Annotated in this window: 10 protein-coding genes; 7 read left to right on the top strand and 3 right to left on the bottom strand. The window is 48.4% G+C overall.

All coding sequences use genetic code 11. The features are described 5' to 3' along the window. Window positions 1-10: 10 nt before the first annotated feature. Genes ACJJI1_RS21620 through ACJJI1_RS21610 form a run of 3 tightly spaced genes read right to left on the bottom strand, consistent with a single transcriptional unit; the run spans window position 11 to window position 4,232 of the window. Complete coding sequence (locus ACJJI1_RS21620; RefSeq protein WP_444957970.1) at window positions 11-1,285, bottom strand: glycosyltransferase; 1,275 nt, start codon at window positions 1,283-1,285, stop codon at window positions 11-13. Next, on the bottom strand, window positions 1,282-3,525 hold the full coding sequence (locus tag ACJJI1_RS21615; protein ID WP_444957969.1) for a glucosidase family protein: 2,244 nt from the start codon (window positions 3,523-3,525) through the stop codon (window positions 1,282-1,284). The genes ACJJI1_RS21620 and ACJJI1_RS21615 overlap by 4 nt, the downstream gene beginning before the upstream one ends. Next, window positions 3,525-4,232: a TVP38/TMEM64 family protein gene (locus ACJJI1_RS21610; protein ID WP_444897631.1), complete on the bottom strand. Its 708-nt coding sequence runs from the start codon at window positions 4,230-4,232 to the stop codon at window positions 3,525-3,527. The genes ACJJI1_RS21615 and ACJJI1_RS21610 overlap by 1 nt, the downstream gene beginning before the upstream one ends. A 367-nt stretch (window positions 4,233-4,599) precedes the next feature. On the opposite strand from ACJJI1_RS21610, the gene ACJJI1_RS21605 reads away from it, so the two are divergent. The 7 genes from ACJJI1_RS21605 (at window position 4,600) to ACJJI1_RS21575 (ending at window position 14,063) form a co-directional block, all read left to right on the top strand. Beyond that, entirely contained in the window at window positions 4,600-5,922 is a 1,323-nt protein-coding gene (locus ACJJI1_RS21605) for a TolC family protein (RefSeq protein ID WP_444914050.1), read from the top strand. A 3-nt stretch (window positions 5,923-5,925) separates the two neighbouring features. Beyond that, complete coding sequence (locus ACJJI1_RS21600; protein WP_444957968.1) at window positions 5,926-7,035, top strand: efflux RND transporter periplasmic adaptor subunit; 1,110 nt, start codon at window positions 5,926-5,928, stop codon at window positions 7,033-7,035. Between the two features lie 10 nt (window positions 7,036-7,045). Continuing rightward, on the top strand, window positions 7,046-10,726 hold the full coding sequence (locus ACJJI1_RS21595) for an efflux RND transporter permease subunit (protein ID WP_444957967.1): 3,681 nt from the start codon (window positions 7,046-7,048) through the stop codon (window positions 10,724-10,726). A 215-nt stretch (window positions 10,727-10,941) separates the two neighbouring features. Beyond that, entirely contained in the window at window positions 10,942-11,220 is a 279-nt protein-coding gene (locus ACJJI1_RS21590; RefSeq protein ID WP_444917496.1) for a hypothetical protein, read from the top strand. Window positions 11,221-11,413: 193 nt separating this feature from the next. Continuing rightward, window positions 11,414-12,304 (top strand): AEC family transporter, encoded by an 891-nt coding sequence (locus tag ACJJI1_RS21585; protein ID WP_444897626.1) that lies wholly within the window; start codon window positions 11,414-11,416, stop codon window positions 12,302-12,304. Between the two features lie 138 nt (window positions 12,305-12,442). After that, window positions 12,443-12,967, top strand: coding sequence for a hypothetical protein (locus tag ACJJI1_RS21580; RefSeq protein WP_444957966.1), 525 nt, complete (start codon window positions 12,443-12,445; stop codon window positions 12,965-12,967). Between the two features lie 127 nt (window positions 12,968-13,094). Next, entirely contained in the window at window positions 13,095-14,063 is a 969-nt protein-coding gene (locus tag ACJJI1_RS21575) for a UDP-glucose 4-epimerase family protein (protein WP_444957965.1), read from the top strand. The last annotated feature ends 7 nt before the right edge of the window (window positions 14,064-14,070 follow it).

Raw genomic sequence — 14,070 nt, 5'->3', positions numbered from 1 at the left:
AGTTTTTGGACTAACGCTTAGGTGGTTGATTCAAGGCTGCGCCTGCGGCTTCGGTGAAGCCCTCGAAAATCTCCCACTGTATGGTGATTAATTTTCCAGTACGTATACATCGCGCATAAATAGAGTTATCAAGCGGCCAGTTGTAGTGCACGAGGGGTTGATAGAGATCCAGTGCTCGCTGGGCACAGCTATTCATGGAAAAGTCCTGGGCCGTAATTCTGGCTTCCTTAATCATCTGTTGGCGGCGGTCGTTAGGCAGATTGTGGAACCAGCGTATCGCCGCCACAAAATCATTGAGCGATTCTTTGGTTACCAGGCAGCCGTTAATACCTTGCTTCAATATATCTCTCGATCCATTGGCTTCCAGGGCGATAACGGGAACTCCAGAGGCCATAGCCTCAGACAGCACTAGACCTTGGGTTTCAGTAGTGGAAGTAAATAGAAAGGTGTCCATCGCGCTGTAGACATCACGGCGGGCATCACCAATGACTTTCCCTGGCATATGTACACGTTGTATTAATTTTTTGTCGGTAAAAAACTGCTGGAGCTGATCTTCCAGTGGGCCGCTGCCAGCGAGAAGAAAGTGTGCGGATGGATACTCCTGTAAAAATTTGGCGACGGCCTGACAAAGAAAAACCAGGTTTTTTTCCTTCCCGAAGCGGCCCAGGTGTCCCAACAAAAATGCTGATGCGGGTATTTTCAGTTTTTTCCTGAGCTTACTTCCCTCTCCATGGGCGTATTGCTCTGGGTGCACTCCCGTAGGAACTTCCGCTATTGGAGTTTGTACCCCTCGCTCCCGGAGAAGTCTCACAACACTCAGGCTTGGGGCCAGGACCAGATTTGCTTTATTGGCGAAGCGGGTGGCAACTTCCATTACAAAGCGTTTGAGCGCTTGTGAGTCTCCCATCAAGTTGTGGGTGTAGTGCTCGTACAATGTGTGATGGGTAAAAACGAGCGGTAGCTCGCGCTCGCGAGAAATGCGCAGGGCTGTCAGCCCCAGGAGAAAAGGGTGGTGGGCATGGAGGATATCCGGACGGAATTTATCTAGCGCATCATTCAAAACCCCTGAAAATGGCAGCGCCATGGAAAAGTCGGTGCCATTAAAATTCTGGATTGAGTGAATTCTCAGAACATGTTCTTCATCGTCAGACTTTTGCGGGAACTCAGGTGCGATCACCAGTACTTTGTGCCCACGTTTGCGATACTCCTCACTAAACGCGGCGACGGAGTGCGCAACGCCGCCCACGTGAGGTAAGTAGGTGTTGGTGAGCATCACAATATTCACTTGGGACTCAACTCCACACTCTGCGATTCGTCGGTGATCAGCACTGGCCGGAAGCCGATGGCCTTAATGGCGATAGGTGGGGGCTTCCCATGCCAATCGGCAGCCCAAGAGACCGTTGGTGTGGAGCTTGGTTGAATTTCCAGGGTGACCGAGCCAAACCGGGTTGGAGCGGGCCCAAAGCGGATGGGCTGATCTGAGTCAGTACCTTTGAGCCATTCGGGGGGGAGCCCAGAGATGAGAACCAGTGCGTCCTGCTCTTCGCGAACAAAGCAATTGCGTTGCATCGCCACCCACTCAGCCGCTGCCCAGGCGTGCTGTCCATCCCCCATGCATCCGCCGAGAGAATGGGGGTGGATGGCTTCCGGCCATTGCCCTGTTGGCGATGCCAGTTCTGCCACACTGCGCATAAGGTCAATACAACGGGCATCTCCAGCGCGAAGCAATACCTGGGCAATGTGGAGGGTGAGGTAGGCATTAATACCGGAGTGGATCATGTCCTGGAAAAATCCGCCGCTCACAAAGCACTTTTCCATCAGGTATTCCGCCAGGTCTACCAGCCTCGGGTCCTCTGGTGGGTAGAGTTGCAAGGGATAGCCTGCGGCGATTGACCCTACGGCACCGGCATCCAGGCGCCGGTTTGGTGAGGCTGGCATCGCAGGGCGGCCCAGGCGGTCCTGAGCATCCAGCAAGCTTTGATCAATAGTGCTTTGGAAGTCGCTGGCAGCGGTATTGAAGCGATGGGCGTTGTCATCCATACCTTCGCGCGTGCAAATACTGGCGGCACTCTGCAGACCGGCGACACCCCAGAAATCGTCCCAGTAGTAGCAGTCGTTGGGGCCCAGGTGTTCTGCACTGAATCCCGCTGGTAGCAGCCCCCCACAGGGGCTGCCATCATTCGGCAGGCGCTTGTTGACAATCCATTTGGCACCCCTGACGACAGGATCGCACCACGGTTGCTTCAAGGGTTTACCGGTTAATTCACAATAGAGGTTGAATATCCACAGGGCTTCACCATTGGAGTCCCATTCGCCGTCCTGGGAGTGAAAAAAACCATCCCGCTTTTGCCGGTGGGGAAATTGCTCCAAGGCCCTTTCTGCACGGTCTGTCAGTCCGGCAAAAAGCAGCGATTGAATCATAAATGCCGCGTCCCGAAACCAAAACCGTTTGTAGGTGTAAGGCCCCGGGTAGACATCTTTGGGAGAGTGGAGAATAAGGGTGCGTATTGCCGAGTCGTAGAGAAACTGAAATTTTTCGTCGGGAACAGTCAGGGCGCAGTGACCTTCCAGGACGTGTTCCCAGCACAGGGGAGAGCGCTGTTTACTCTCCTCTGTAACCAGTGGAATAGCAACTTCAATCTTGCGGGATTTTCGGTCTTCGATGCGAAACATAGCTGCAGCGGAGGCCATGCCAATATCGCAGAGCCCCTCGCGATTGCTCTCCTTGTCCCGGAGATGGAGGTAGATATCGCCACGTTTGTAATTGGATGCCAGGTGTTTGTCTACCGGCTGACTGAACTCTACGGCGGCCCTGTCTTCAATAAGCCAATTTCGCCCGCTATCGCCCAGGCGAACCTTGTGAATAAAGCTGACGCCTTCAGGATTGCAGGGGCGCAAGACCACCATTAACCAGCCGCCTCCCGGGCATTGGGCATTGAGTTCAAGCACACAGCGGGGGTGGCCCTGGAGCAAGCTCGCTGAAGCCCTGTTATGTAACTTAAGACCCCGGCGGTGGGATTCGGTGACTATCGCAATATCATCTCCCAGTTCCTGGTGCTGGTTGCAGAAGCCGAGGGTGGAAGGCATTAGCTCTTCACCGCTATCACTGATGACCCAGACATCGATAGACCAACCATCGTAGTGGGGTGTAAGCAGGCCTCGGGGGTCGACAATCGGCAGTTCTTCGCAGTCGGGTATGCCTACAGCAGTCCAGTTGCGGTGGCTCAGATTGCAGTGGCTAATGGAAAAAGCCCGGGGGATAAACGACTTGTCATAGGGATCGAACTGGCGCTGAATCCAGTAGGGCCACACCCAGTCCAGGTTGTGTTGTATGACTTTGCTGTTGATCAGTGCTCGAGCGTGAAATACCGCCCCTGCGCGTAGCAGCTCGATGGGTTCACTCACCTCTGAAGGCTCGGCAAAGCGCTGTAAGTGCGCCATCAAAGTGAGTGGATCAAGGAAACCGTGAGCGGTGGCAAAGCGGCGTACGAAGAAGCGCCAGGGTAGCCATTTCATCCAAGGCATCAGAGGTCCTCTTCTTTAATAATTCTTTTCAAAGCTCGGCGAGCCATTCGGGTGAGCCCAATTAGTGCGATGACGGCCAGGGCGAATCCGGCAATATAAAATCCCCATTGAACGGGAGTGCGCTCTTCAACCTTGCCCAGGGAGGTGAGGTCTGCTGCGATGGAGCCGATGTAAACGTTGTGCAATGTAAGGGGGATAATTCCAAGGAAATTTCCGATCACAAAGTCACGCAGTCGAACTGGAGTCAGTCCAAAGAAGTAGTTCGACAACTTGAAGGGAAATAGGGGAACCAGTCGGGTCAACATGATCATTTGCCAGCCCTCGCGACGAATCACTTCGCCAACAGTCGCGGGCTTGATATGAGACATAACCCACCGAGAGGGCTTCTCGCCAAGAAGGTAGCGGGCGATAAGAAATGCGAGGGTTGCCCCAAGTACGGTGCCGGCAATAACCAGTAGAGTTCCTTTTATAACGCCAAATACGAACCCCGCCCCCATGGTAAAAATGACGCCAGGGAGTAAAAAGACGATTGCTGCGGCCACAATTAAGATAAATAGCAAACTTGTCTGCCAGCCCTGCTCATTGAGCCACTGCATCAGCTCAATAATCTGATCATCCAGGTCAAAATAAACCAATAAGCTCAACACCCCAGCCACGGCGATAGTGCAAACCGCGAGAATCAATAGAGGAATAAACTTCACCGCCATAGGGTTTTCCACGGAACCAAAGAAATACGGTTTTGATTGCCGCCATTAACTAGCCTAGCTAAAGGATCACGACAGGTGATGCTTCTTTATGGCGTCTACACAGTTTCTGTTCGGAAAACTGATGGGAGGGGGCTGCCCGCTCTAAGAGGTGCTGGTGTTTTCGAAAATGAATCTCTAGTCGCCAGTCGGTGGAATATAAACTTACTAAGTTATTAAAAATGTGAATATTGTCCAAGGGGACAAATAGGAATCCGCCAGTCTGGGGTCAGCAGTCCGGGCAGTGGCTGTCAACAGATATACTTACTCGATCCTAAATTTATTTGCGCAGTGAGCAGATTTAAATTGTTGCTGGAAATAGAGGTGGCCGTTGTTCGAGTGCGCGCTCGCAATACTGCTGACTGGCGGCGGAGCCTGGAGCTATGCCAGCGAGCCGGTATTGACGCTGGAAGATGCTGTCGATTTGGCAGTGACCGCGAATTTACGGGTTCAGGCAGCTGCGCTCGAGGTCAATGAGGTTTGGGATGACGTCGAGGCATTAAAAACAAAGCGCTATCCCCGGCTGGAAATGAATGCGGGAATAATCGATAACCTAACACGCCAGAGGTATACTTTTGATCGTGGCGTTTTTGTGCAGAATTCTCCGATAGGCCCTATCCCCCCTAGGGATATAGAGATCACATCAGAGGAAGGTGTGACCAAGACCTTCTCCGTCAGCGCGACTCAACCTATCACACAGTTGTACACCATAGAGCTAGAGATTTGTGAGGGCTACGTTGTCACTGAAATGGCGGAGGAAAAGGTTCGCTTGGTGCAGCAGGATATAGGCTACCTCACCAAGATCCAGTATTTTGAAATTGGCAGAATCCTTGGTGATTTACAGGCCGTGGATGAAGCCATTATCTTCCTTACCTCATTGAGTGAACTTGTAGGGAATTATGTTGCACAACAAGTTGCCCTCGAGTATGAACTTTTGGATGTGCGAGCACGCCTGGCCCAGCGCAGGCTGGAGCGCCAGCGCCTTACCGATGAGATGGCGACAGCGAAGGAGCGTCTCAATGCGTTGATGGCCCGGGATGTTGAGACCCCCTTCAATATTCAGAGCCTTCCAAACCCACATCATTTAGCGTTCGATGTCGAAACCTCTTTAGGGCTTGCCTTTGAGCAGCGTCCAGATCTCGCAGAATCAGAGCTGTCGATTGAACGGGCTGAATATAGTTACGATGTGAAGAAGTCTGAATACATCCCCGATATCGATTTGAATATTGAATATCTAAAGCTCTATGACGTCAGGTTGATACCCGATGCCGAAGCTTTTATTGCTTTGGAAATGCGTTGGGAGTTTTTTGATTGGGGGCGGAAACGGGATGAACTGTCCAGTCGTGCCAATAAAATTCTTGAAGCGGAAAAAAAGTCTGAGGAGGTTCGAAATCGAATAGAAATAGAGGTTCGTGAGAGTTTGCGTCGTTTGCGTACTTCTCAGGAGTCTGTGGGGGTTGCGCGGGAATTACAGGCAGCTTATAGGGAGAAAGTGCGGGTAATGACAAATCGTTACCGCGAGCAAGCTGCCGTCCTGAGTGATGTCCTGGAGGCGGAGAAGCAGCTTTTTCGTGCGAATAGCGACTACAACCGCGCGGTACTGTCTGTATGGGGAACCTTGGCTGAATATGAAAGGTCGGTGGGGGAGGTGTGATAAATGCGCGTTATCAGCCTCTGTATTATCGCTATATTTGTGGTGGTTGGTGGTTGCCACCGCCAACCACCGGAAAGAAAGCCTACGCCGGTGGAAGTTTTTGTTGCCCGCTCGCAAGACGCTGCAGCTGGTTATCCCTACTCTGCAGTCGTCAATCCTTATACGCAAGTTGATGTAGCATTTCGTACAGAGGGCTATGTACGTGTAATACCCTCGCGAAAGGCGCTCGGGCAGACTCGTTTGCTGCAAGGAGGGGATTACGTTAAACGCCATGAAGTATTGGCGAAGATTGATGACGAGCAATATAGAGATCGCGTGGTGGAATCCGCTGCAAATGTGAGTAAAGCAGAAGCAGAGAGGCGTAAAGCTGACCTCAATTACAAACGGGCAACTGCGCTTTTTGCCACTGCTAGTATTACCGCGCCTGATTATGATTCAGCCAGGGAAGAGTATGAAATTGCGCAGGCGGCAGTAGTTGGCAGTAAGGCCCATTTGGACAGGGCAGAGGAAGAGTTACGAGATACCGTACTGCGCTCTCCGCTGACTGGAATTATCCTGCAACGTAACATTGAGGTGGGCACATTGGTTCACTCGCAGTCGGTTGGCTTCGTTGTGGCTGATATTTCCCGCGTTAAGGTTGTATTTTCCGTACCGGACATCGTGTTGAGTTATGCTCCACTGGGCAGTGTGGTGTCATTGCGTACAGAGTCTTTACCGGATCTTGTTTTTAAGGGAATGATCACTGAAGTCTCACCCATGGCAGATCCCCGCACCAGGGTTTTTGCGGTCACTGTTACCGTTGATAATCCCAAGGCGCAATTGCGGGTAGGAATGATTATGTCTCTGGCCTTGGACAAAATACCGATACCTCCAGATAGGGTTCTCATACCACTTTCCTGCTTAGTTGCTCACCCTGGAAAATCCAAAGGATTCGCTGTATTTGTGTTGGAAAGAGACAAGGAAGTATTGCGAGCAAAACTAAGAAAAGTGCTCCCGGGGCAAGTAGTTGGCAATGATGTTGTCATTATCCAGGGGTTAACTGAGGGCGAGGAGGTTGTATCAACGGGTGCTGCTCAGCTCAGAGATGGGGAAGCCATAATTGTCGTGCCTTGAGGGCTAGGGAATGGCAGATCAGGAAGAAAAAAGACAGGCAGAAATTATTGAGGCGGAAAGTCACCACCGTTTCAATACTGCTCGTTTTTTTGTAGACAACCCGAGTATTTCCGCTGCATTGCTGGTCACTATCCTAGTATGGGGGGTAGTTGCTTATCTCTTCATGCCGAAAAGCAAAGATCCAGATATTCCTGTGCGTATAGCGATAGCAACAACCAATTGGCCTGGTCAGTCTGCAGTTCGAGTTGAGGAGTTAGTAACGCGAAAGGTTGAAGAAGCGATAGCGCAAAGTGAATACTTGCATGAGCCAGATGCGAGAACTTTTGCAATAAAATCCTTAACGCTAAATGGTGTCTCCATGGTGCAAGCGCAGCTGGCACCGAAAACTGATGTTACTAAAGCATTTAATGATCTCAATCTGAAATTAATTGATGCACAGCAGCAGTTACCGTCTGGTGCGGGCAAAATTTCCCTAAATTCAGAATTCGGTGATACAGCCGCTATATTACTCAGTGTGGCGAGTCCCCGAGCGGGCCCTACAGAGATTACCTTGCGTGCAGAGGACATTAGGGAAGGAATTTCAGAAGTTCGCGGGCAAGAATCGAGTGGTAACGGGCGTGTCAGTATAGTTGTTGCTCTCCCTTTGTCACTGGCGAATACGTACTCTGTTATAGGATTATGGATTTTTGCAAGTTGGCTTGAAGAGCAGGGATATGGAACAAATTTTGAAGTCTTAAATGGTACCGGATACTTAGGGGTGGATTTCCTATCTGATAAGAGTAACAGCGAAATACTGGCAGCTACAAAACGCTACTTATCCGACAAATTAAGCGCCCAGCGCTTTTTCCCCGATGCCTGGGATCCATTCGTGGTTCGCGATCTCGCCAACACTAGTGAACATTTAACGAAAGTGGCCGGTGCAAAATATAGTTATCGGCAGCTTGATGATTTTTCTGACCTTATTGCTGCAAATATCAGAACTATTCCTGAAGTGAAAAGAGTGTTGAGAACTGGCGTACTTACCCAGGAAGTAAAACTTCTGTATTCTCAGGAGAGGCTGGCTTCCTATGGGTTGCGACCTGATATGATTGCCCCGATTCTTAATGCGCGTAATACGACTATTCCTGGCGGCACCATCATTTCGAATGACTTGGGTATCGCCATTATGCCTAGTGGCGAATTTACAAGTCATGAAGAAATTGCTGATGTTCCGGTGGCTCTGAGTAATACGGGAACGCCGGTATATTTACGTGGCATTGTCGACGTTATTATGGGGTATCAGTCGCCTCCGCCTCTACTAAATTACTATGTCAACAAAGATGAAAACGGAGAGTGGCAGCGTAGTCGCAGTATAAATTTATCTGTGCAAATGCTGGATGGCAAACAAATAGGGGAGCTGGGGCGTAATGTTAGTGAGGTACTGGACAAGGTTAAGGTAGATCTTCCGCCAGACCTGATTATAGACCGGGTTTCTGATCAGCCGCGACAGGTCCGGGAAAGTGTAAGTCTCTTTTTAGAAGCATTGATTGAAGCCATTATTCTGGTTGTGATAATTGCTTTTATTGGATTCTCTGACTGGCGCTCCGCCGTGCTTTTAATGATATCTATACCAGTAACATTGACAATGACCTTTGGGTTTATGCAGTTGCTGGGAATAGATATTCAGCAGGTGTCGATTGCGGCACTAATTATAGCCTTGGGGCTTTTGGTGGATGATCCTGTTGTCGCCAGTGATGCTATCAAACGGCAAATGGCATCCGGTAAACCCTCTATCATTGCCGCTTGGTTGGGGCCAACTTTACTAGCGAAAGCCATATTTTTTGCGACATTAACGAATATCGTTGCTTACTTACCATTCTTGCTATTAACCGGAAATCAGGGGGATTTTCTACATAGCCTTCCTATTGTTATGGTTTGTGCCTTAGCTGCATCTCGAATCGTTTCTATGACGTTTATTCCTTATCTGGGTAATACATTATTGCGTCCTCCTGAGCAAAAGGAGCGGAGCTTGGAAGTGAGGCGAAAAGAAGGACTAACAGGGAGTTACTATCGGGCGGCAGGCTGGGCTATTAGTAATAGGAAGATTGTTTTGTTGGTTGCCTTGGGATTGCTTGTATTTGGTGTTGTTATAAAGACCCAGTTAAGGAATGCATTTTTCCCGGCAGATGTTCAGTATCTTTTTTATGTGGATGTGTGGCTACAAAATGATGCGAGTATTGATGCAACAGATAATGTTGCAAAATTAGCCGAAGAAATAATTAGAAAAACTATTGAGAACTATGAGCAAAAACACTCAAAAAAAGGGTCTGCACCTATTTTGGAGGGAATTAGCAGCACCTTGGGTGGCGGGGCGCCGCGTTTTTGGTATACAGCAAACCCTCAACAGAAACAGTCTAATTATGGGCAGATTATTGTCCGGTTAAGTGATAAAAATTTAACAGCTACGCTGATTCCACTTATCCAAAATGCTCTATCTGAAAGTATTCCGGGGGCAGGATTAGACGTTCGTCAACTGCAGACAAGCACAGTAGAGCACCCTGTTGAAATAAGAGTTTCGGGACGTGTGGCTGTAGGGTCTTTGGAGGAAGAGAAAGATATTGCACTCTTGCGACAATATGCCGCAAAAGTTAAAGAAATTGTTGAGAAATCTCCCTATGCCCGCGTAGTCCGCGCTGATTGGGCTGGAAAAAGCCTGGTATTGGATATGAATGTGATAGAGGATCGTGCCGAGATGTCAGGGGTAACTAATGCTGATATCGCCATGGCCTCATCCTCTGGCTTTAATGGTTCCAAAGTGGATACCTTGCGGCAGGGAGATAAGGAAATCCCCATTGTAACCCAGCTTCGCCTGGCTGAGCGTGGACAGCTGGAAGATGTCAATAACCTATATGTATTTGCATCTGATAGCGATATTCATATCCCACTGCGGCAAGTGGCAACAACCTCAATTCTGTTTTCGACAGAGCGAATCTACAGGCTGGAAAAGTTTCGAACAATCACAGTATATGCATTCCCATATGCCGGTTTTATTTCATCAGATATTATGGCTGATATTGATGGAGAGTTGAAGGAACTCTCTGAATCGCTACCTGCCGGATATCAACTACAGATATCTGGAGATGCGGCCAGTACGAAGCATGGATTTTTGCAGCTACTAATGATTATGGCTGTCTCTTCCAGTGCGATTTTTTTAGCTTTGGTATTTCAATTTAGCAGCCTGATAAAGCCTTTGGTTGTATTTGCCACTGTGCCATTGGGCATGGTTGGTGCATTGGTGGCCCTATATATCTCCGGCCAGCCATTTGGCTTTATGGCGTTTTTAGGGATAGTGAGCTTAATCGGTGTTATTGTCAGCCATATTATTGTTCTGTTTGATTTTATTGAGATGCGTCATGCTGCAGGAGATTCGCTTCGTCAGGCATTACTTGACGCAGGTATTCTTAGGCTGCGCCCCATTTTAATCACTATTGCGGCGACTACCTTCGCCTTGATTCCCTTAGCCATTCACGGAGGCCCTCTCTGGCGGCCATTATGTTTTGCACAAATTGGCGGACTTATCCTGGCCACTTTTGGAACACTATTCTTGGTGCCGGTAATCTATACAACCATGGTAGAGGACTTAAAGTGGATTAAGTGGGTTGAGCGTAAGTCAAAGAAGGGTAGAGATCCCAGTGATTTGGTGACTACCTAAAGTGTGGCTGCTCTCCCTTGGGTCATGCTGCTGAGCTGAGTCTTGAATATTCTTGCAGGTAATAATCCTATTGGCAGGAAGGAAATGGCTACTTACTGAATATCAGTTGTAAATTACCACTGATATACTCTGAGAATTGTCACTTAATTCAGCGCAGCTGGATAGTGAAAAGGCTATGTTTTGATCCTATAGCCTTGACAACAGCCAGGATCAAAATGCGCCTATTAATGAAACTCCTGATACCGGCAAAGGCCGGCAATAAGTCCATTGCTGATGATAGTATGTCTGTGGCGATGAATGATTTTATCGCCTCAGCCAATCCTGAGGCTTCCTACTTCTTTTTGGAGCAAGGAAAGCGGGCAGCAATTTTTATCTTTGAGGAGAACTGTCAAGATCAGCTGATGACCTATAACGAAAAATTTTTTGCGGCCTTTGATGCTGAAATATGGATCACTCCGACCTTAAACCTTAAAGAGTTGCAGCTGAATTTATAGGCATTTTTTATGGTTGCAGTTTCTCACTTGTAAATCTGTCAGAGCATTGCAATTTTTCCTGCGTAATTCTGTGGGGTATTAGAAGGTAAATATATTATCGATTTTTTGTGTGTTCTGGTGGGGGCTGTCAGCATATTAAAGGGGTGCTTGTTACGCAGTGCTGAGAAGTAGGGCAGAGGGAGTTTGATGTTCGATGAGAACCCTATTTGAGAACGTATTTGAAGTTATTATTCCCGTATTTATCTGCGTTCTTATTGGATACCTGTTTGCAGCAAGTAAGCAAGAATTAAATTCAAAAATGGTATCCAAATTAATGGCTCATATTGGTTATCCGGCGCTGATATTGGATCATATGCTGGGCCAGCAGATAGTATTGGGTAGATTTCTATGGATGCTGTTGGCCGCCTTCCTGATGTACTCGTTGATGTCAGTGCTAGCCCTTCTATTCTTATCTTTATTTAGGCAAAATATACGTACTTACTTTTCTTGTCTAAGTATGAACAATGTAGGCAATATCGGCCTCGCAGTATGTGCGTTAGCATTTGGACATGCGGGAGTTCTATACGGAATTGCTTTTGTTGTTGTGGGAATGATTTTTTTCTTTGTGGTTGCTCCTGGAGTAACATCGGGTAGCTGGTCGGCCAAGGAAATTATGCTTAGCCCAGCAATTTACAGTGTGGTTTTTTCTATAGTCGCATTGATTTTCAATATAAGCTTACCAAAGCCCGTTATGTCATCTCTTAATATTTTGGGCGGTATGGCAATCCCTCTAATGTTGTTGACCCTCGGACATAGCTTGGCACAAATCAAGCTGGGTGATACTAAGATTGGATTGGTCTTTGCTATTGGGCACATAATTCTCGGTGGCGCCGTCGCGCTTATTTTGACAAATCTGTTTAACTTTACGGGTGCTATGCGAGGGGTGCTTATTCTGCAATCCCTTATGCCATGCGCTGTTAGTACTTACCTCTGGATATCTATTTATCGCCCCCAAGATACCCCGAAGATATCCGGTATTATTTTCCTCTCAACTATTATGAGCATTTTTATTTTGCCTGTTGTGTTGACTTATTGGGTACAGTAGTTCATAGCTAGTGCCTGAGCTTCAGGCTATTTGGGAGTGATAAGGTGGTTCACTAAACTTCTGTGTGTTGTTCATTTGGCCTTTACAGTACGGAATTCACAGCCGTAGGTAGATTATTTAGGGAGGCTCCAGACTTCAATGCCAACACAGATTTTGACTGGGCGGCCACTCTTGCTGCTGTTGACGTTGCTACTTTTCATGCTGGCTGTGCCACTTCTTGTTATTGCAACTCCCCATCCTCCAGGGCTATTAACCAGCTCCAATGATGATCAATATGCTAATGAGGAGCTATTGGGAGTTACATTTTTTCGAATGCTCCATCTAGATAGTACTATGGATAAGCAGGTGCGCCCGGATAGAAAAATCCAAACACCACCGATCCGCCACTTTGAAGGTGCTACTGCCAAGAACTTTCAGGAAAAGATAGCCCATAAAAAATACCACCAGATTTGTGATCGTCAGTCACCCAAAGGGTTGTCTCTTTGCGAGGAGGCGAACTGGAAGTACAAGCAAGCGAAAGCCTGTTTACAAGCCAGGGAAGCCTGGGAGGTCCGTTGGGGCAGGCCGGATACTCAAGCTCCACATGGGAGAGCCCTGAAGAATGTCCGGGCTCGGCTTAAAAATGCTATTACTGACAAAGAACGCCTTTGTGGTATTGAATAGAGTTCTAATAGCCAGCGATGCTTTGATAGTCTGTCATGCTCGCTATTTAGTTGACGAGATAAAGGTGTGTCGAAAAAGTGGTCCGTGTAAACTAACGTGAATTCTACAGCTGAGAAATAGGCCCCCATTGAAAGGACGTATATTACTAACCGGCGCTAGTGGCTTTGTGGGAACCGCACTCTTGCCGCAGCTCCGCAAAGACGGTTACCAGGTTTTGCCGGTGTATCGCAGCGATGTTGAGGGCGGCTTTCAGATCGGTGACCTGTCAAGCAATACGGATTGGGCTCAGGCGCTTGTTGATATAGATACAGTCATTCACACCGCAGCACGTGTCCATGTAATGACGGAGACTTCTGCTAACCCTCTGGAGGAATTCCGTCGGGTGAATGTCGGGGGCACTATCAAACTGGCACAGCAGGCGGCTTCATCTGGTGTTAGACGTTTTATTTATCTTAGTTCTATTAAGGTTAACGGGGAGTCTACCGACAACCGCTTACCATTTATTGCGGATGAACAATGTGATCCTACGGATCCCTATGGGATTTCAAAGAAAGAGGCCGAAGACGCACTGCTTGAGCTGGCTGAGTCTACGGAGATGGAAGTTGTTATTATCCGACCACCTCTGGTCTATGGCCCTGGGGTCAAGGCGAACTTCCAAGCGATGATGCGTTGGCTTACCAAGGGGATCCCGCTGCCACTAGGGGCTATTCATAATCGCCGAAGCTTGGTATCTATCGGCAATTTAATCGACCTGATCCGCGTTTGTATTTCTCATCCCAATGCGGCAAACCAGGTATTTCTGGTATCCGATGATATGGATGTATCGGTAACAGATTTGTTGCGTGGTTTATCCCATGCCATGGGATGTGATGCTCGACTATTGCCTCTTCCCCAATTCGCACTCACCAGTGCGCTGAAGCTAATAGGAAAAGGGGCAGTTGCCAAGCGCTTGTGCGGTTCACTACAAGTGGATATCACTAAAACCAAAGAGTTGCTTGACTGGACCCCCCCGGTGGCCTTAGGTGAAGGTCTGGCGGAGACTGCACAGGCATATTGCCAGGCAGGAAGCTCTCAGACCCCGCAAAAGAGCACTTAGTCAACAT

The sequence above is a fragment of the Microbulbifer maximicatervae (SeqCode) genome (genome assembly GCF_052467065.1).
This window is presented reverse-complemented; position numbering and strand designations above follow the sequence as displayed.

What these genes read in the sequence shown, in the direction of transcription:
- ACJJI1_RS21615 (WP_444957969.1), bottom strand. Translation starts at nt 3,525, where the DNA reads ATGCCTTGGATGAAATGGCTACCCTGGCGCTTCTTCGTACGCCGCTTT.
- ACJJI1_RS21610 (WP_444897631.1), bottom strand. Translation starts at nt 4,232, where the DNA reads ATGGCGGTGAAGTTTATTCCTCTATTGATTCTCGCGGTTTGCACTATC.
- ACJJI1_RS21600 (WP_444957968.1), top strand. Translation starts at nt 5,926, where the DNA reads ATGCGCGTTATCAGCCTCTGTATTATCGCTATATTTGTGGTGGTTGGT.
- ACJJI1_RS21595 (WP_444957967.1), top strand. Translation starts at nt 7,046, where the DNA reads ATGGCAGATCAGGAAGAAAAAAGACAGGCAGAAATTATTGAGGCGGAA.
- ACJJI1_RS21590 (WP_444917496.1), top strand. Translation starts at nt 10,942, where the DNA reads ATGCGCCTATTAATGAAACTCCTGATACCGGCAAAGGCCGGCAATAAG.
- ACJJI1_RS21585 (WP_444897626.1), top strand. Translation starts at nt 11,414, where the DNA reads ATGAGAACCCTATTTGAGAACGTATTTGAAGTTATTATTCCCGTATTT.
- ACJJI1_RS21580 (WP_444957966.1), top strand. Translation starts at nt 12,443, where the DNA reads ATGCCAACACAGATTTTGACTGGGCGGCCACTCTTGCTGCTGTTGACG.